The organism is Massilia sp. BGA-UO-ETr-WB1 (genome assembly GCF_059567845.1).
Map to the genome: position 1 here is coordinate 36554 of NZ_JCAQOT010000026.1, position 17440 is coordinate 53993.

Below are 17440 nucleotides of genomic sequence, written 5' to 3' on the forward strand. Positions count from 1 at the left end.
ACATGTTTCACGATGAAACAACATGAAACATCGAAACGCGCATGCAATATAATTGAAACATGCGCCCCGCCTCCCCCCTGCCCTTCGACGCCGCCGATAAACCCGTGATCTGGACGGTGGCCGTGTCGCGCCTGTCCGAGCTGTTCCGCGACATCACCTTGGAATACGACGAGCTGGCCACCATCGAACCGATCAACCTCGGCTTCGACGAAGCGGCGCGCCACATCCGCGAGCGCATGGCCACCGAGCGCTGCGACGCGGTGATCGCGGCCGGGTCCAACGCGGCCTATCTGAAAGGCAGGCTGTCGGTGCCGGTGGTGATCGCCAAGGCCAGCGGTTTCGACGTGATGCAGGCGCTGGCGCGGGCGCGGCGGGTGTCCGAGCGCATCGGCGTCATCACCTACCAGGACAAGATGACCGAGCTGGCCGAGTTCACCGCCACCTTCGGCTTCGACGTGGCGCAGCGCACCTACGCCACCGAGGAGGACGCGCGGGCCCAGATCAACGACCTGAAAGCGTCCGGCGTGCGCGCCATCGTCGGCGCGGGCCTGATCGCGGACCTGGCCGAGGAAGCCGGGCTGACGGCGGTGTTCATGTACTCGGCCGCCTCGATCCGGCGCGCCTTCGACGACGCGCTGGAAATGGCGCGCCTGACCCAGCTGGAATCGAACCGCGCGCGCAGCCGCGTGGGCGTGGTGGCGGACACGCTGCGCGCGCGCCATGGCCTGAACGACCTGCGCGGCGAATCGGCCGCCATGGAGAAAACCCGGCAGGCCGTGGTGCTGTACGCGAAGTCCCCCGCCACGGTGCTGATCCAGGGCGAAACCGGCTGCGGCAAGGAGCTGGTGGCGCAAGCCATCCACCGCGAGGCGCCGCGCGCGCTGGGGGCGAACCAGCCCTTCGTGGCGGTGAATTGCGGCGCCATCGCCGAGTCGCTGCTGGAGTCCGAGCTGTTCGGGCACGAGGAAGGCGCGTTCACCGGCGCGCGGCGCGGCGGGCACGCGGGACTGTTCGAGGCGGCCAACCGGGGCACGCTGTTCCTGGACGAAATCGGCGAGATGCCGCTGGCGCTGCAAACGCGCTTGCTGCGGGTGCTGGAGGAGCGCGAAGTGGTGCGGGTGGGCGGCACGCGTCCGATCGCCATTAACGTGCGCATCATCAGCGCCACCCACTGCGACCTGGAGCAGCGCGTGCGCGAAGGCCGCTTCCGCGCCGACCTGTTCTACCGGCTGGCGGTGCTGCGCCTGGCGCTGCCGCCGCTGCGCGAGCGCGCCGACGATATCGTGCCGCTGGCCGAGTGGTCGCTCAAGAACGCGCTGGCGGCGCTGGGCGCGCGGCCGCATCCCAACCTGCACGCCGAACTGGGCGCCTGCGCCCCGCTGCTGCTGCGCTACGGCTGGCCGGGCAATGTGCGCGAACTGCGCAACCTGACCGAGCGGCTGGCGCTGTTCCTGGCCGCCGAGCCGCTGCAGGCGCTCACGCCCGGCTTCGTGCTGGGCGTCGCGCCCGAGCTGCAGGGCAGCGCCGGCATGGCAGCGGCCGGCGCCGCGGGCGCGGCGGCAACCGCCACCGGCGCGGCCCTGCCGGCCGCCGGCGGCGCAGGCGGCCAGGAAAGCGCCGGCGCCGTGCTGGCCCGCTTCGGCGGCCGCCGCGACGCAGCCGCCGACTACCTCGGCATCAGCCGCACCACGCTGTGGCGCCGCCTGCGCGCCGAGCAGGACACCTAGACTACTTGCTCTTGTCCGGGAAGGCTGGACGCGCAGGCCGCACCGGCGGATTCTTCACCAGTTCGGCCTTGATCACCTCGATCGCCTTCTCCAGCTGCGGATCGCGGCCCGCGATCACCAGCGCCGGGGTCTGCTCGACCTCGATGTCCGGCGCCACGCCTTCGTTCTCCACGCCCCAGCCGCCGTCGCGGGTCCAGAACGCCAGGTTGGGCGCCGTGATGAAGCCGCCGTCCATCAGCACCGGGAAGCCGAGGATGCCCACCAGCCCGCCCCAGGTGCGCTTGCCGATCAGCGGTCCCATCTGGTTCTTGCGGAACATCCACGGCAGCAGGTCGCCGCCCGAGCCGGCCGTCTCGTCGATCAGCATGGCGCGCGGGCCCTGGATGGAGGCCGACGGCGTCTTCATGTCGGCGCCGTAGCGCATGGTCCACCACGCGATCTCCTTCTTCTGCAGGATCTCGATGTAGTAGTCCGCCACGCTGCCGCCGCCGTTGAAGCGCTCGTCGATGATGACGGCGTCCTTGTCGGCCTGCGGGAAGAAGTAGCGCTTGAAGTAGGTGTGGCCCAGGCCCGCCGTATTCGGCACGTAGACATAGGCCACGCGGCCGTTGGTGGCGGCGTGCACCTTGCGGATGTTCCCTTCCACCCAGTCGCGGTTGCGCAGCGCGTCCTCGTTCGCCACCGGCACCACGGTGATGGTGCGCGACTTGCTGCCGTCCGGATTCGGGCCGACCGTGATGTCGATGGCCTTGTTGGCGGTGTTCTCGAATGCGCTGTACAGATTGGTCGGCGGCAGCAGCGGGCGGCTTTCCACCGCCAGCAGGTACTCGCCGGCCTTGACGTTCAGGCCCGGCTCGGTGAGCGGCGCGCGCAGCGTGGGGTTCCAGTTCAGGCCGCCGTACACCTTCTTGAAGCGGTAACGGCCGTTGGCGATCTCGTAGTCCGCGCCCAGCAGGCCGCCCGGCACGGCGCGGCTTTCGACGAAGTTGTCGCCGCCGCCGCCGCGATGGTGGCCCACCGCCAGTTCGCTGCACATCCACTGGATCAGCCGGTTCAGGTCCGCGCGGCTGGACAGTTCGGGCAGGAAGGCGGCGTACTTGGCGCGCATCCTGTTCCAGTCGACGCCGTGCATGCCGGGGTCGTAGAAGAAGTCGCGGTTGATGCGCCAGGCTTCGTTGAAGATCTGCACCCACTCGGCGCGCGGCTCGGCTTTCACTTCAATGTTGTCGACCTTGATGCGGCCTTCGCCGGCCGGCAGCATCTTGCCGGTGGCCGAGCCCATCACCCAGTTTTCCTTATGCTTGTAGAGCAGCTTCTTGCCGTCCGCCGAGATGTCGTAGCCGTCCACTTCGGCCACCAGGGTTTCAGTCTTGCGGTCCTTCAGGTCGAAGCGCTGCACGGCTTTCTTGCCGTCCGCCTCGCGCATGAAGAAGATCTGCCCGGCGGCGCCGGCTTCCAGGTCGGAGATCTGCGCGGCGGGCACCGGCAGGTCGATGATGCGGGTCTCGATGCCGTCGAAATCGATGGAAATCGGCGCCACCACGGCCAGCGCCACCTTCGGATCGTCGCGCCCGGTCTTGGGATCGACCTTGGGCGGTTCGGCCGCTTCGGCTTCGGCCCTGGCGGCCTTGGCGGCGTCCTTCGCCGTGTCTTTTTTCTCAGGCTCTTTCGGGGCCGATGGCGGCGCGCCCTTCTCCTCGTCGCTCTCCTTGATCAGCGGCGACGGCAGGTCGCGCCGCAGCACGGCCATCCAGATGGTGCGCGTGACCAGGTTGTCCTCATTCTGCTGCGAGAACCAGTTGTTGCTTGGGCCGGCGTTGGTGGAGGCGAAGAAGTACAGGTATTTGCCGCTCTTGTCGAATACCGGATTGGCCACGTCGGACAGGCCGTCCGTCACCGCATGCGATTTATTCTGTTCCAGCGAATAGATGTAGGCCGAGCGCGTGTAACTCATGGAATTGAGCGTGTAGGCGATCCAGCGCGAGTCGGGCGCCCAGGCTGCGCGCAGCGTCTTGTTCACGCCGTACAGCGGCTCGGCGGCCACCTTCTTCGTGGCGCCGGTGGCCACATCCAGCACGTACATGGTCCACGCGTTGTCGGTGTAGGCGATCTTCCTGCAGTCGGGCGACCACACCAGGTTGTCGTAATAGCCGGCGCCGGCCAGCTTGAATTTCTTCACCGCGCCTTTGCCGTCCTGCTGGCGGATGTGCAGTTCGTATTCGCCCGATTCGTCGGAAGTGTAAGCCACCGAGCGGCCGTCCGGCGACCAGGCCGGATTGCGCTCGTGCGCGGACGCCGTCTGCGTCAGGTTGCGCACGTCGCCCTTGTCGGCCGGAATGGTGACGATCTCGCCCCGGAACTCATACGCCACGCGCGCGCCGGACGGCGAGATGGAGGCGTTGCGGATGTATTTGCCGCCGCGTACCCAGCGCTCGCGCGACAGGCCCAGGTCCGTGCTGACGCCGATGGTGAGCTTGTTCGATTTGGCGCTGGCCAGGTCCAGCGTGTGCAGATAGCCGGCCTGCTCGTACACCAGCGTGCTGCCGGTGGCGGCGATGTTCAGCACCGGGAAATCGCGGTGGTTGGTGACCTGGCGCACGGCCTTGGTTTTCAGGTCGTAGGCGTGCAGGTTGAACTCGCCGCTGCGGTCGGAGCGGAAGTAGACCGTGTCGCCGATCCACACCGGGTCGACGTCGTTGGCGTGCGTGGCGGGCTGCGGAATTTTTTCCACCGACTTGTCGCCGAAGCTGTACAGCCACAGGATGGAGTTGGTGCCGCCGCGATAGCGCTTCCATTGCGTGAACGCGGGCGAGAACGGGTTGTAGGCCACGCGCTTGCCGTCCGGCGAATAGGCCGCGCGCGCGGCGTTCGGGATTTCCAGCTCGGTCTCCACGCCGCCGCTCACCGGCACCGTGAACAGCTTGCGGTAGCGGTTGTTGAAGGCCGCGCGCGGGGACGTGAACAGCACGGCCTTGCCGTCCGGGGCGAAGCCTTGCGCGATGTCCGGGCCGGGGTGGTAGGTCAGGCGCTTGGGCACGCCTCCCTCCACCGGCAGCACGTAGACGTCGGCGTTACCGTCCAGCTGCGCGGTGTAGGCCAGCAGCTTCCCATCGGGCGAGAACACGGGATTGGATTTTTCGCCCACGTCGGACGTCAGGCGGCGCGGCGCGCTGCCGTCCAGGCTGGCCAGCCACAGGTCGCCCGCGTACATGAAGGCGATATGGCGCGCCGATACGGCGGGCTCGCTCAGCATGCGGGTGTCGCTGGTGTTGGGAAGCGCTGCGGCGGATGGCGAGAGCAGCATGGCGCCGGCGGCGGCCAGCGGGGCGATGGTGGTTCTGAGGCTGTGTCTTTTCAAGTGTGGCTCGCTCGGTGGTTGGGATCATGGCAATACCTGGTTGGCAAATATACACCACCCCGCTACGCCGTTCATCCTCATTTTTCGCCGTTCATCCCAAGCCAGTGGGCGGCCGCACAGGGCGCCGTTAGCATGGCTTTCATCGCAACCAACAGAGGAAACGCACCATGTTCAAACGCCTGATCTCCCGCACCCTGCTCGCCGGCGCCGCGCTGCTGTCGGCCAGCGGCGCCTCCATTGCCGCCGCCGGCGCTGCAGCCTTCACCGTAAAAGTGACCGGCAGCGGCGCGCCCGTGATCCTGATCCCCGGCCTGGCTTCGCCGGGCGAAGTGTGGGACGGCACCGTGCAGCGCTTCTGCGACAAGCGCCAGTGCCATGTGCTGACGCTGGCCGGCTTCGCGGGCACGCCCGCCATCGAGGCGCCGCTGCTGCCAGCGGCCGAGCGGCAGCTGTCGGACTACATCGCCGAGCACAAGATGGAACAGCCGGTACTGATCGGCCACAGCATGGGCGCCTACCTGGCGCTGAAGCTGGCGGCGGACCACCCGGCGCAGGTGGGCCGCGTGGTGGTGGTGGATATGCTGCCCGCGCTGGCGGCCACGCAGGTGCCGAACATGACGCCGGAGCAGCTGGAGGCAGCGGCTGCGCAAGTGCGCGACCGCACCCTGCAGGCCGACGACGCTTCATTCGCAACGCAGCAGCGCCGCACTGCGGGCACCATGGTGAGTTCCGCCGCGGACGTCGAGCGCATTGTGGGCTGGGGCCAGAAGTCGGACCGCAAGGCCATGGCCACCTCGATGTACCAGATGCTGTCGCATGACCTGCGTCCGGACCTGGCGCGCGTGACCGCGCCGACGCTGTTGCTGGCCGGCTGGGCAGCCCACAAGGGCATGCTGCCCCGCAGTGCGATTGAAGGCATGTATCAAAGCCAGTACCGGCTGCTGCCCAACGTCAGAATCGAGCTGACCGACACCGCGCGCCACTTCATCATGTACGACGATCCCGATTGGATGTATGCTCGCATCGACCAATTTTTGAATCCAATGTAATGAACCACTCCACCCGCCCCTGGATCGCGCGCCTCAACTGGTATTGGACATTCCAGCTGATCGGCTGGCTCTGCATCCTGCTGTTCGTGCTGGCCACCTACAGCTGGGCGCTGCACATGAAGGGCGTGATGCTGACCACCGTGTGGTCCGCCGCCAGCGGGCTGCTGCTGTCGCACGCCTGGCGCTGGCTGTTCAAGCGCCGGGGCTGGCACGCGCCGCGCATCCGCTGGCAGATGTTTGCCGTGCCGGCGCTGGTGCTGTCGCCGCTGCAGGCATGCAGCGTCACGCTGGGCATCAAGCTGATCCAGAACTCGACGCCGGCAAACCTCGGCTTCCTGCCGATGGCGCTGATCTTCTGGGCGCTGGTGTTCGTCAGCTGGACCGTGTTCTACTTGATGGTGAAAGCCATTGGCCGCGCGGCGCGCTTCGAGGCGGAGACACTGCGGCTGCAGGTGAGCGCCATGGACGCGGAACTGCGCGCGCTGCAGGCGCAGGTGAATCCGCACTTCTTCTTCAATAGCCTGAACAGCGTGCGCGGCCTGATCTACGAGGACCGCGACGCGGCGGCGCAGATGATAGACCAGCTGGCAAGCCTGATGCGTTACGCGCTGCAATCGGGCCAGGCCAATACGGTGACGCTGGCTGCGGAGCTGGAGGCGGTGCAAGCCTACCTGGCGATCGAGCAGATCCGCTTCGAGGAGCGGCTGCGCGCCAGCCTGCATATCGAGGCCGGCACGGAAACGGTGCAGGTGCCGCCGATGGCGCTGCAGACGCTGGTGGAGAACGCGGTGAAGTACGGCGTGGAGAGCAGCACCACCGGCAGCGACATCACCATCAGCGCGCGGCGCGAGGGCGGCAGCGTGCGCATCGAAATCGCCAACACCGGCGCGCTGCGCCAATTCAGCAGTTCTACGCAAATTGGATTGAGCAACGCGCGCAAGCGGCTCGCGCTGGCAGTGGGCAACGGCGCCACCCTGGAACTGGCGGAAACCGGCGGCCTGGTGCGCGCCACGCTGACCTTGCCGGAGGCGGCGTGATGCGCGTGCTGCTGGTGGACGACGAGCGGCTGGCACGCGCCGAGCTGCGGCGCCTGCTGGCGGCGCACCCGGAGATGGAGGTCGTCGGCGAGGCGGTCAGCGCGGCCGATGCGCTGGCGCAGATCGCGGCCCTGCAGCCGGACCTGCTGCTGCTGGACGTGCAGATGCCGGGCGGCAGCGGCTTCGATCTGCTTGCCTCGCTGGACAATACGCCCGACATAATTTTCACCACCGCGTTCGACCGCTACGCGCTGCAAGCCTTTGAAGTGAACGCGCTGGACTATCTGCAGAAGCCGATCCAGTCCGCGCGCATGGCGGCGGCACTGGCCCGCGCGGTGCAACGCCGCCACGGCAGCGCAGCGGCAGGGACGGCTCCGGCCGATGGCGCCCTGCTTCGTCCCGCGCCGCAAAAACTCTTCATCAAGGACGGCGAGCGCTGCTGGTTCGTCGGCCTGCACGACATTCGCCTGTTCGAGTCCGAAGGCAACTACACCCGCGTGTACTTCGACGGCCAGCAGCCGCTGATGCTGCGCACCCTGACGCAGCTGGAGGAAAAGCTCGATCCGCAGCGCTTCTTCCGCGCCAGCCGCCGCCACATCGTGAACCTGGACCACGTGCGCAGCGTGGCGCCGAACGACGCCGGCGGGCTCGACCTCGCGCTGCGGGACGGCCCGGCAGTGGAAGTCTCGCGCCGCCGCGCCGCCCAATTCAAAACCCTGTCGAGCTTATGACGCCCCTGGTCCTGATTCCCGGCTACATGCTGGACGACACCCTGTGGGACGACGTGCTGCCCCTGCTCGGCGCGGACACGCCCGTCATCCACGGCAGCCTGCGCGAAGGCGCCACCGTGGAGGAGATGGCGCGCCATGTGCTGGCGGCCTGTCCGCCGCGCTTTGCGCTGGCCGGCTTTTCGATGGGCGGGTATATCGCCCGCGAGATGGCGCGGCTGGCGCCGCAGCGCGTGCAGTCGCTGATCCTGATCGCGACCTCCGCCCGCCCGGACTCGCAGACCACCCGCGAGCAGCGTGCCAAGGCAGCGCTGAACACGCCGCCAGGGCCGTTCCGTGGACTGAGCAAGGGCGCCATCGTCACCTCGCTGCATCCGGACCTGGCGGGCGACGCCGAGCTGATTGCGCGCGTGCGAGCCATGGGCGAGCGGCTGGGGCGCGAGGTGTTCCTGCGGCAGTCGCTGCTTGAGCGCGGCGACATGGAGCGGCTGGGCGGGATCGCCTGCCCTAGCCTGGTGATCGCGGCCGCGCAGGACCAGTTGCGCTCCCCGGTGCAGGCCGAGGAACTGCGCGACGGCATCCCGGGCGCGGTGCTGGAAGTGGTGCAGCGCAGCGGGCATCTGATTCCGCTGGAGCAGCCGGCCGCGCTGGCGCGGCTGATGCGGGGCTGGCTGGGCGCCGGGACGTAAAAAACCCGCCTCGGGGGCGGGTTCGGATCCTACTTCACCGTTTACTCGACTTCGACCGTTTCGGGCGGCGGGCTTGGCGCGGCGTCCGATTCCGGGAACTCCAGCTTCACCTGGTCTTTCTCGTCCAGGTCCACCGTCACGCGGCCGCCGGACACCAGGCGGCCGAACAGCAGTTCGTCGGCCAGCGCCTTGCGGATCATGTCCTGGATCAGGCGCGACATCGGGCGCGCGCCCATCAGCGGGTCGAAGCCTTTCTTGCCGAGGAACTTGCGCAGCGCCTCGGTGAACACGGCTTCCACTTTCTTCTCGTGCAGCTGCTCTTCCAGCTGCATCAGGAACTTGTCCACCACGCGCAGGATGATTTCCTCGTCCAGCGCGCGGAAGCTGATGGTGGCGTCGATGCGGTTGCGGAACTCAGGCGTGAACATGCGCTTGATGTCGGCCATCTCGTCGCCCGCCTGCTTGGTGGTGGTGAAGCCGATCGACGTCTTCTGCAAGCTCTCGGCGCCCGCGTTGGTGGTCATGATGATGATCACGTTGCGGAAGTCGGCCTTGCGTCCGTTGTTGTCGGTCAGCGTGCCATGGTCCATCACCTGCAGCAGGATGTTGAAGATGTCCGGGTGCGCTTTCTCGATCTCGTCCAGCAGCAGCACCGCGTGCGGCTTCTTGGTGATCGCTTCGGTCAGCAAACCGCCCTGGTCGAAACCGACGTAGCCCGGCGGCGCGCCGATCAGGCGCGACACGGCGTGGCGCTCCATGTACTCGGACATGTCGAAGCGGATCAGTTCGATGCCCAGGATGAAGGCCAGCTGCTTGGCCACCTCGGTCTTGCCGACGCCGGTCGGACCGGAGAACAGGAAGGAGCCGATCGGCTTGTCGGTCTTGCCCAGGCCGGCGCGCGCCATCTTGATGGCGGACGACAGCGCGTCGATGGCAGGGTCCTGGCCGAACACCACGTTGCGCAGGTCGCGGTCGATGGTTTGCAGCTTGCTGCGGTCGTCCTGGTTGACGGTTTGCGGCGGGATGCGCGCGATCTTGGAAATGATTTCCTCGATCTCGGTCTTGCCGATGGTTTTCTTCTGCTTCGACTTCGGCAGGATGCGCTGCGCGGCGCCGGCTTCATCGATCACGTCGATGGCCTTGTCCGGCAGGTGGCGGTCGTTGATGAAGCGGGCCGCCAGTTCGGCTGCGGTCGACAGCGCGGAGGCGGAGTACTTCACGCCGTGGTGCTCCTCGAAGCGCGACTTCAGGCCGCGCAGGATCTGCACGGTCTGTTCGACGGTAGGCTCGTTGACGTCCACTTTCTGGAAGCGGCGGCTCAGCGCGTGGTCTTTTTCGAACACGCCGCGGAACTCCGTGTAGGTGGTGGCGCCGACGCATTTCAGCTGGCCGTTGGCCAGGGCCGGTTTCAGCAGGTTGGACGCGTCCAGCGTGCCGCCCGAGGCCGAGCCGGCGCCGATGATGGTGTGGATCTCGTCGATGAACAGGATGCCGTTCGGATTGTCCTTGAGCTGCTTGAGCACGGCCTTCAGGCGCTGCTCGAAGTCGCCGCGGTACTTGGTGCCGGCCAGCAGCGCGCCCATGTCCAGCGAGTAGACCACGGCGTTCTGCAGGATTTCCGGCACGTCGCTTTGCGTGATGCGGTAGGCCAGGCCTTCGGCGATGGCGGTCTTGCCCACGCCGGCTTCGCCCACCAGCAGCGGGTTGTTCTTGCGGCGGCGGCACAGGATCTGGATCACGCGGTCCACTTCCTCTTCGCGGCCGATCAGCGGATCGATCTTGCCGTCGGCGGCGGCCTTGTTCAGGTTCTGCGTGAACTGGTCGAGCGGGCTTTCCTTCTGCTGGCCCTCGGCGCCGGGGGCGCCCTCTTCCACGCCTTCCGAGGCCTTGGCCGCGTCGGTCTGCTGGTCCTTGCGCACGCCGTGCGAGATGAAGTTGACCACGTCCAGGCGGGTCACGCCCTGCTGGTGCAGGTAGTAGACCGCGTGCGAATCCTTCTCGCCGAAGATGGCCACCAGCACGTTGGCGCCGGTGACTTCCTTCTTGCCGTTGGAAGCGGACTGCACGTGCATGATGGCGCGCTGGATCACCCTCTGGAAGCCCAGCGTCGGCTGGGTATCCACTTCGCCCGTGCCCGGCACGGTCGGCGTGTTGTCGCCGATGAAGTTGGTCAGGGTTTTCCGCAGGTCCTCGATGTTGACTGCGCACGCACGCAACACTTCGGCTGCCGACGGGTTGTCCAGCAACGCCAGCAGCAGATGCTCTACCGTGATGAATTCATGCCGTGCCTGCCGAGCTTCGACAAACGCCATGTGCAAACTTACTTCCAGTTCCTGCGCAATCATACTTCCTCCATCACACACTGCAGGGGGTGGCCTGCCTTGCGTGCATGCGTTAATACAAACTCCACTTTGGTACTCGCGATATCCTTCGAGAAGACGCCGCACACGCCCTTGCCGTAGCGGTGCACGCTCAGCATGATTTGGGTGGCCGTCTCACGGTCCTTGTTGAAGTACTCCTGAATGATAGCCACCACGAACTCCATCGGGGTGTAGTCGTCATTCAGCAACGCCACCTGATACAGGGGAGGCGGTTTTAGCGTCTGCCGTTCCAGCAGCTGTTCGGTGTCATGCTTGGTTGCCATACGCTTATATTCTAATGCTTTCGGTGTTGTTGCAACGTGCTTTATGGATGTAAATCCATTTGTATTCCATCTTACGCGTTTTCCCGACTTGGCGCAGATGGCGTCCACGGCGCCGAAATCAAGAGTTGCTTTTCGGACGGGCTGCGCGGCTGTTGCAAGAAAAATACTAATGGGGCTGCGAAAGCGCTTGACATTAAAAATTGTTCCGCCAACAATGCGATATCGACTTGTGCAGAAATGTACATGTTGATAAGAAGTGAGGCGTCGAGGAGGGGGCAGGAAGCTTCTTGCTTTTATGGCTCGTGTGATTCGTTTTTATTGAAAGTTTTTTTTATGGCAACTGGTACCGTTAAGTGGTTCAATGACTCCAAAGGCTTTGGCTTCATCACTCCTGATGATGGCGGCGAGGATTTGTTCGCACACTTCTCCGCGATCAACATGAATGGCTTCAAGACCCTGAAAGAAGGTCAAAAAGTTCAGTTCGAAGTCACCCAAGGCCCTAAAGGCAAGCAAGCTTCCAACATCCAGTCGATGTAAGCAATCGCTTTTCTGGAAGTGAGAAACCCCGCAATCGTGGGGTTTTTTTTCGTCCGTTGTTGGCAAGCTACGCCGCGGCGTTCTTTGCGTTCACTTCCTTGTTGAAGGCCAGCATGGCGTCGCCGATGCGCTTGCTCTCCTTGTCGGTGAACACGCACTCGCCGCAGGCGCCGCAAAAGTCGCCCGTCACGTTGGGGATCACGGTCGATTGACCCTCGTAGGTGTACGGCATGTCCTTGGTCTGGTGCACCAGGGAGCCTTCGCCGCAAAATGGACACTGCATACACTGCTCCTGAGTTGTCTGATTCTGTTGTCCTATAGCATCAGCATACACCAATGAAAAAGGCCCCGCACTCGCGGGGAGTGCGGGGCCCTGCAGCCCGGCTGGCAGCGCCGCCGCCAGGCTTGCAAATTACATGTTGTCGATCATCACGTCGCCGAAGCCGGAGCACGACACCTGGGTCGCGCCTTCCATCAGGCGCGCGAAGTCGTAGGTGACCTTCTTCGAGGCGATGGCTTTCTCGGTGGACGAGATGATCAGGTCGGCCGCTTCGGTCCAGCCCATGTGGCGCAGCATCATTTCAGCGGACAGGATCAGCGAACCCGGGTTCACGTAGTCCTTGCCGGCGTACTTGGGCGCGGTGCCGTGGGTGGCTTCGAACATGGCCACCGAGTCGGACATGTTGGCGCCCGGCGCGATGCCGATGCCGCCCACTTGCGCCGCCAGCGCGTCGGAAATGTAGTCGCCGTTCAGGTTCAGGGTGGCGATCACGCTGTACTCGGCCGGACGCAGCAGGATCTGCTGCAGGAAGGCGTCGGCGATCGAGTCCTTGATGATGATGTCGCGGCCGGTCTTCGGATTCTTGAACTTGCACCATGGGCCGCCGTCGATCAGCTCGGCGCCGAATTCCTTCTGCGCCAGCGCGTAGGCCCAGTCGCGGAAGCCGCCTTCGGTGTACTTCATGATGTTGCCCTTGTGGACTATGGTCACCGATGGCTTGTCATTGTCGATGGCGTACTGGATGGCCTTGCGCACCAGGCGCTCGGTGCCTTCGCGCGAGACCGGCTTGATGCCGATGCCCGAGGTGTCCGGGAAGCGGATTTTCTTGACGCCCATTTCCTTGACCAGGAAATCGATCAGCTTCTTCACGCTCTCGCTGCCCTCCTGGTATTCGATGCCGGCGTAGATGTCTTCCGAGTTTTCGCGGAAGATCACCATGTCGGTCTTCTCCGGCTCGCGCACCGGCGACGGCACGCCCTTGAAGTAGCGCACCGGGCGCAGGCAGACGTACAGGTCCAGCTCCTGGCGCAGCGCCACGTTGAGCGAGCGGATGCCGCCGCCGACCGGGGTGGTCAGCGGGCCCTTGATGGAGACCACGTAGTCCTTCAGCACTTTCAGCGTCTCTTCCGGCAGCCACACGTCCGGGCCGTACACGCTGGTCGACTTTTCGCCGGCGTAGATTTCCATCCAGCTGATCTTGCGCCGGCCGCCGTAGGCCTTGGCCACCGCCGCGTCCACCACCTTGATCATGACCGGGCTGATGTCCACGCCGGTGCCGTCGCCTTCAATGAAGGGGATGATGGGATTGTCGGGTACGGTCAGGGAAAAATCGGCGTTGACGGTGATTTTCTGGCCGTCAGCTGGAACTTTGATATGTTGAAACATCGTGATCTCCGAGTGGGTGAGCAGGTCTTCTATAAGACATAAGACGTGTGTTACGCATTATGCACCAGTATTTTGCCGGGCGCACGGTACAATTCGTCTATGCCGCTAATCTTATTCAATAAACCATTCCAGGTATTGTGCCAGTTTTCCCCGCAGCCGGAGCGCGAAACGCTGGCGGACTACGTCAAGGTGCCCAACGTCTATCCGGCCGGCCGGCTGGACGCCGACAGCGAAGGCCTGCTGCTGCTCACCGACGACGGCAAGCTGCAGCACGAGATCGCCCACCCCGAGCGCAAGGAGGCCAAGGTCTACCTGGTGCAGGTGGAAGGCGTGCCGGACGCGGACGCGCTGGCGCGCCTGCAGGCGCCGCTCGACCTGGGCGACTTCACCACCAAGCCGTGCCAGGCGGTGCGCATCGCCGAGCCGGGCTGGCTGTGGCCGCGCAATCCGCCCATCCGCAGCCGTGCGGATGCGCCCACCGCGTGGCTCGCCATCACGCTCCAGGAAGGCAAGAACCGCCAGGTGCGGCGCATGACGGCCGCCATCGGCCACCCTACCCTGCGGCTGGTGCGCAGCGCCATCGGCGGCATTTCGCTGGCCAGCCATCCCCTGATGCCGGGCGAGTGGATGGAAGTGCGGCCGCAGGACCTGAAAGTTCGCTGAGCGGCCGCATGAAGACTATCTTGAGTTGCGCCGCCCTGCTGGCGGCGGCTGCCGTCCCGGCGCAGGGCCAGCAGTTCGGCAGCGCCCAGCTGAGCGTGGGCGGGCAGCGCGTCAGCGCGGAAGTGGCCGCCAGCGAGGAACAGCGCCGGCAAGGCTTGATGCACCGCGAGGCCATGCCGTCCAACAGCGGCATGCTGCTGGTGTTCGACAAGGCCGGCGCGCACTGCCTGTGGATGAAAAACACGCCGCTGCCGCTGTCGGTGGCCTTCATCGACGCCGACGGGCGCATCGTCAATATCGAGAATATGCGCGCCAACACGCTGGACAGCCACTGCTCGGCCGGCGGCGCGGCGGTGCGCTACGCGCTGCAGATGAACGTGGGCTGGTTCCGGCAGCGCCACATCAAGCCCGGCATGAAGGTGGAGCACCTGCCGCAGCCGCAGCGCTGAGGCGCGCAGAAAACACAAAAACCCGCGATGGCTTGCGCCATGCGGGTTTCCTGCTTACATCCTGCCTTACTACGCGGCGGCGCAAGCGCCGCCAGCACAATTAGGCTGCCAGTGCTTTCAGAGCAGCGGCCAGACGGCTCTTGTGGCGAGCTGCCTTGTTTTTGTGGATGATCTTCTTGTCGGCGATGCTGTCGATGGTCGACACGGACGCCTGGAAGATTGCGGTAGCAGCAGCTTTGTCGCCGCCCTGGATCGCTTTACGTACTGCCTTGATTGCGGTGCGCAGGGTCGAACGCTGAGCCGAGTTGTGAGCGTTTTGCTTGACTGCTTGACGAGCGCGTTTGCGCGCTTGTGCGGTATTTGCCATGGTGGTTCCTAATCGTTGTCAAAGTTCGTTTGCAAACAATAGCGTTTGCCAAACAGGTGTTTGTTCAGTCTGTCTGCCTAACCATGTAAGCCAAGGGACGCTGGCAAAACATTAGTGTCTGCGATACTGAAATCTGTACAGCCTTAAATTATAGCGGGCTTTTGGCGACAGGGCAATTCCCAAAATGGCAAATTGCTCTTTTTGCAGCACTTTCACGGGCCCTTAAGCCTGCGCGGCGGACGCGCCCGCTATAATCGCCGCCCATGAACCTGCTCAAAACCCTCGCCGCCATTTCCAGCATGACCATGCTGTCCCGCGTCACCGGCCTGCTGCGCGAAAGCCTGTTCGCGCGCGCTTTCGGCGCCGGCGCCTACACCGACGCCTTCATTGTCGCCTTCCGCATCCCCAACCTGCTGCGCCGGCTGTTCGCCGAGGGCGCCTTCTCGCAAGCCTTCGTGCCCATTCTGGCCGAATACAAGAACCAGCACGGGCAGGAAGCCAGCAAGCAGCTGGCCGACCACGTGGCCACCACCTTGGTGTGGGCCACCGTGCTGGTGAGCGCGCTCGGTATTATAGGCGCTCCGCTGTTCGTCTACCTGATCGCCACCGGCCTGCGCACCACGCCGGAAGCGTTCGACGCCTCGGTATGGATGACGCGGCTGATGTTCCCCTATATCGCCTTCATGTCCTTCGTGGCGCTGGCCGGCGGCATATTGAATACCTGGCGCCAGTTCAAGATCCCGGCGTTCACGCCGGTGCTGCTGAACCTGAGCTTCATCGCCGCCTCGCTGTTCCTGGCGCAGCACCTGGAACAGCCGATCTACGCCATGGCCATCGCCGTGTTCGTGGGCGGCATCCTGCAGGTGGCGATCCAGGTGCCGGCGCTGGTCCGCATCGGCATGCTGCCGCGCCTGTACCTGAACCCCATGGTGGGCTTGCGCGACGGCGGCGTGCGGCGCGTGCTGAAGAAAATGGGACCGGCCGTGTTCGCCGTGTCGGCGGCGCAGATCAGCCTGATGATCAATACCAGCATCGCCTCGCGCCTGGCCGAGGGCAGCATTTCCTGGCTGTCCTACGCGGACCGGCTGATGGAATTCCCGACCGCCATGCTGGGCGTGGCGCTGGGCACCATCCTGCTGCCCAGCCTGGCCAAGGCCAATGCCGACGCCGACCACGAGGAATATTCGGACTTGCTGGACTGGGGCCTGCGCCTGACCTTCCTGCTGGCGCTGCCGGCGGCGGTGGGCATGGCGACCCTGGCCGTGCCGCTGATCAGCACCCTGTTCCATTACGGTAAATTCACCGCCGAGGCGGCCGTCATGTCGGCCCAGCCGCTGATGGCCTACAGCGCCGGCCTGATCGGCATCATCCTGGTGAAAACGCTGGCGCCGGCGTTTTACGCCAAGCAAGACATCCGCACGCCGGTGAAAATTGCGATCGGCGTGCTGATCGCCACGCAGCTGATGAACCTGTTGTTTGTTCCCTACATCGCCGTGTCCGGACTGGCGCTTTCCATCGGACTGGGGGCCTGCATCAACGCCGCTTTCCTGTACCGGGGCTTGCGCCAGCGCGGCGCGTACCAGCCGAAAGCTGGCTGGGGGAAGTTTTATTTGAAACTATTGGTTGCTGTCGGTTTCATGGGCGCGGCGGCATGGTTCGGTGCAACAAAAATCGACTGGCTTGCAATGGGCCAGCAACCTTTCCTGCGGGCAGGCGCATTATTTCTATTAATAACTATTTGCGCTGCAATTTATTTCCTGGCGTTATTTATTATGGGCTTCCGCTTCCGCGACTTCAAGCGCCGCGGAAAGTAAAACCTGCTTTCCAAAATAAAAAAACCCGCTTGCGCGGGTTTTTTTTATGCTTGATCCCGCCTCAGGCGTCGGTATTTTTCTTGCGGCGAGCCAGGAAGGCCAGGATACCCAGGCCACCCAGCAGCATGCCGTAGGTAGCTGGTTCCGGTACGGCCGTCACGCTCACTTCGCCGCTGTACTTGGCGCCCACTGCACCGGTGCCGAACAGGTTCAGCACGAATGGTGCAGCACCGCTGTGTTCAACGCCGAAGAAGCGCAGCTTGCCGTCACTGAAGACGCTGCCGGTGGTGCCGTTCAGGTTCGACAGGGTGCCGTCGAAGGTCAGGTTCTGGCCGCTGATCGTCACAACGATCTCGTACAGGCCTGGTGCCAGGCCGCCAAAAGTGATCACGTCGGAACCGCCCGACAGTACATCATCGACCGGGGATTTGACGGATTGGAAGAAGTTGTTCGCCAGCGGGTTGTCATCCAGAATTACCAGCTGATCAGCCGCCGTGGCGCCGAAGGATGCTGCGGCCAACAGGCTCGCAACAATAAGTTTCAATTTCATAGGTTATCCTTAAAAAGTTGATGTTATTGGTCGAGGAGCCAACCAACGTTGATCGGGACTGCGAAAGCAGGATAGCATAAAACCATTAAAAGTCTTGTTCTTTTGATTATATTTAATTTCCAGCAATAAAGTAATTTATGCAAGTATATTTATTATGTTGCA

Annotated in this window: 16 protein-coding genes; 9 read left to right on the plus strand and 7 right to left on the minus strand. The window is 64.5% G+C overall.

Annotated elements, in window-relative coordinates; all coding sequences use genetic code 11:
- Positions 1–59 precede the first annotated feature (59 nt).
- Entirely contained in the window at positions 60–1727 is a 1668-nt protein-coding gene (prpR, locus tag AC56DV_RS22575) for a propionate catabolism operon regulatory protein PrpR (protein WP_496316473.1), read from the plus strand.
- Between the two features lies 1 nt (position 1728).
- On the opposite strand, the gene AC56DV_RS22580 is transcribed toward prpR, so the two are convergent.
- Positions 1729–5085, minus strand: coding sequence for a S41 family peptidase (locus AC56DV_RS22580; RefSeq protein WP_496316474.1), 3357 nt, complete (start codon positions 5083–5085; stop codon positions 1729–1731).
- Positions 5086–5252: 167 nt separating this feature from the next.
- Between AC56DV_RS22580 and AC56DV_RS22585 the strand changes: the two genes are divergently transcribed.
- From AC56DV_RS22585 to AC56DV_RS22600, 4 genes are read left to right on the plus strand one after another with little or no spacing between them, the layout of a single operon-like run.
- Positions 5253–6134 (plus strand): alpha/beta fold hydrolase, encoded by an 882-nt coding sequence (locus AC56DV_RS22585; RefSeq protein ID WP_496316475.1) that lies wholly within the window; start codon positions 5253–5255, stop codon positions 6132–6134.
- Positions 6134–7171: a sensor histidine kinase gene (locus AC56DV_RS22590; RefSeq protein WP_496316476.1), complete on the plus strand. Its 1038-nt coding sequence runs from the start codon at positions 6134–6136 to the stop codon at positions 7169–7171. The genes AC56DV_RS22585 and AC56DV_RS22590 overlap by 1 nt, the downstream gene beginning before the upstream one ends.
- Positions 7171–7902, plus strand: a complete 732-nt coding sequence (locus tag AC56DV_RS22595) for a LytR/AlgR family response regulator transcription factor (protein ID WP_496317271.1) — start codon at positions 7171–7173, stop codon at positions 7900–7902. The genes AC56DV_RS22590 and AC56DV_RS22595 overlap by 1 nt, the downstream gene beginning before the upstream one ends.
- Positions 7899–8588 carry an alpha/beta fold hydrolase gene (locus tag AC56DV_RS22600; RefSeq protein WP_496316477.1) on the plus strand — a complete coding sequence of 230 codons (690 nt, stop codon included), beginning with the start codon at positions 7899–7901 and terminating at the stop codon, positions 8586–8588. Before AC56DV_RS22595 ends, AC56DV_RS22600 begins: the two co-directional genes overlap by 4 nt.
- 41 nt (positions 8589–8629) lie before the next feature.
- Here the strand turns inward: AC56DV_RS22600 and clpA are convergent, their stop codons facing one another.
- Positions 8630–10933: an ATP-dependent Clp protease ATP-binding subunit ClpA gene (gene clpA, locus AC56DV_RS22605; RefSeq protein WP_496316478.1), complete on the minus strand. Its 2304-nt coding sequence runs from the start codon at positions 10931–10933 to the stop codon at positions 8630–8632.
- Positions 10930–11232 carry an ATP-dependent Clp protease adapter ClpS gene (gene clpS / locus AC56DV_RS22610; RefSeq protein WP_056402670.1) on the minus strand — a complete coding sequence of 101 codons (303 nt, stop codon included), beginning with the start codon at positions 11230–11232 and terminating at the stop codon, positions 10930–10932. Before clpS ends, clpA begins: the two co-directional genes overlap by 4 nt.
- Positions 11233–11565: 333 nt before the next feature.
- Between clpS and cspE the strand changes: the two genes are divergently transcribed.
- Positions 11566–11769 carry a transcription antiterminator/RNA stability regulator CspE gene (gene cspE, locus AC56DV_RS22615; protein WP_056403455.1) on the plus strand — a complete coding sequence of 68 codons (204 nt, stop codon included), beginning with the start codon at positions 11566–11568 and terminating at the stop codon, positions 11767–11769.
- A 67-nt stretch (positions 11770–11836) separates the two neighbouring features.
- On the opposite strand, the gene AC56DV_RS22620 is transcribed toward cspE, so the two are convergent.
- Together AC56DV_RS22620 and icd are read right to left on the minus strand one after the other, a co-directional pair.
- Positions 11837–12052 carry a type II toxin-antitoxin system MqsA family antitoxin gene (locus AC56DV_RS22620; protein ID WP_496316479.1) on the minus strand — a complete coding sequence of 72 codons (216 nt, stop codon included), beginning with the start codon at positions 12050–12052 and terminating at the stop codon, positions 11837–11839.
- Between the two features lie 129 nt (positions 12053–12181).
- The gene (icd, locus tag AC56DV_RS22625; RefSeq protein WP_496316480.1) at positions 12182–13435 is read right to left on the minus strand and encodes an NADP-dependent isocitrate dehydrogenase; all 1254 of its coding nucleotides are present in this window, start codon (positions 13433–13435) and stop codon (positions 12182–12184) included.
- 99 nt (positions 13436–13534) lie between these two features.
- Here icd and AC56DV_RS22630 point away from each other — a divergent pair, with 99 nt between their 5' ends.
- Both AC56DV_RS22630 and AC56DV_RS22635 read left to right on the plus strand, forming a co-directional pair.
- Positions 13535–14098 carry a pseudouridine synthase gene (locus tag AC56DV_RS22630; protein ID WP_496316481.1) on the plus strand — a complete coding sequence of 188 codons (564 nt, stop codon included), beginning with the start codon at positions 13535–13537 and terminating at the stop codon, positions 14096–14098.
- Between the two features lie 8 nt (positions 14099–14106).
- Positions 14107–14547: a DUF192 domain-containing protein gene (locus tag AC56DV_RS22635; RefSeq protein WP_496316482.1), complete on the plus strand. Its 441-nt coding sequence runs from the start codon at positions 14107–14109 to the stop codon at positions 14545–14547.
- Between the two features lie 100 nt (positions 14548–14647).
- Here the strand turns inward: AC56DV_RS22635 and rpsT are convergent, their stop codons facing one another.
- A complete protein-coding gene (gene rpsT, locus AC56DV_RS22640) occupies positions 14648–14914 on the minus strand; it encodes a 30S ribosomal protein S20 (protein ID WP_056402684.1) in 267 nt (88 codons plus the stop codon).
- 263 nt (positions 14915–15177) lie between these two features.
- Between rpsT and murJ the strand changes: the two genes are divergently transcribed.
- Positions 15178–16728, plus strand: a complete 1551-nt coding sequence (gene murJ, locus AC56DV_RS22645; protein WP_496316483.1) for a murein biosynthesis integral membrane protein MurJ — start codon at positions 15178–15180, stop codon at positions 16726–16728.
- 61 nt (positions 16729–16789) lie between these two features.
- Here murJ and AC56DV_RS22650 read toward each other — a convergent pair whose 3' ends face one another.
- Positions 16790–17278, minus strand: a complete 489-nt coding sequence (locus AC56DV_RS22650) for an FxDxF family PEP-CTERM protein (RefSeq protein WP_496316484.1) — start codon at positions 17276–17278, stop codon at positions 16790–16792.
- Between the last annotated feature and the right edge of the window lie 162 nt (positions 17279–17440).

Excerpts from the sequence above, each read along its gene's own strand:
- prpR (WP_496316473.1), top strand. The coding sequence starts at position 60 with ATGCGCCCCGCCTCCCCCCTGCCCTTCGACGCCGCCGATAAACCCGTG.
- AC56DV_RS22585 (WP_496316475.1), top strand. The coding sequence starts at position 5,253 with ATGTTCAAACGCCTGATCTCCCGCACCCTGCTCGCCGGCGCCGCGCTG.
- AC56DV_RS22590 (WP_496316476.1), top strand. The coding sequence starts at position 6,134 with ATGAACCACTCCACCCGCCCCTGGATCGCGCGCCTCAACTGGTATTGG.
- AC56DV_RS22595 (WP_496317271.1), top strand. The coding sequence starts at position 7,171 with ATGCGCGTGCTGCTGGTGGACGACGAGCGGCTGGCACGCGCCGAGCTG.
- AC56DV_RS22600 (WP_496316477.1), top strand. The coding sequence starts at position 7,899 with ATGACGCCCCTGGTCCTGATTCCCGGCTACATGCTGGACGACACCCTG.
- clpA (WP_496316478.1), bottom strand. The coding sequence starts at position 10,933 with ATGATTGCGCAGGAACTGGAAGTAAGTTTGCACATGGCGTTTGTCGAA.
- clpS (WP_056402670.1), bottom strand. The coding sequence starts at position 11,232 with ATGGCAACCAAGCATGACACCGAACAGCTGCTGGAACGGCAGACGCTA.
- cspE (WP_056403455.1), top strand. The coding sequence starts at position 11,566 with ATGGCAACTGGTACCGTTAAGTGGTTCAATGACTCCAAAGGCTTTGGC.
- AC56DV_RS22620 (WP_496316479.1), bottom strand. The coding sequence starts at position 12,052 with ATGCAGTGTCCATTTTGCGGCGAAGGCTCCCTGGTGCACCAGACCAAG.
- icd (WP_496316480.1), bottom strand. The coding sequence starts at position 13,435 with ATGTTTCAACATATCAAAGTTCCAGCTGACGGCCAGAAAATCACCGTC.
- AC56DV_RS22630 (WP_496316481.1), top strand. The coding sequence starts at position 13,535 with ATGCCGCTAATCTTATTCAATAAACCATTCCAGGTATTGTGCCAGTTT.
- AC56DV_RS22635 (WP_496316482.1), top strand. The coding sequence starts at position 14,107 with ATGAAGACTATCTTGAGTTGCGCCGCCCTGCTGGCGGCGGCTGCCGTC.
- rpsT (WP_056402684.1), bottom strand. The coding sequence starts at position 14,914 with ATGGCAAATACCGCACAAGCGCGCAAACGCGCTCGTCAAGCAGTCAAG.
- murJ (WP_496316483.1), top strand. The coding sequence starts at position 15,178 with ATGAACCTGCTCAAAACCCTCGCCGCCATTTCCAGCATGACCATGCTG.
- AC56DV_RS22650 (WP_496316484.1), bottom strand. The coding sequence starts at position 17,278 with ATGAAATTGAAACTTATTGTTGCGAGCCTGTTGGCCGCAGCATCCTTC.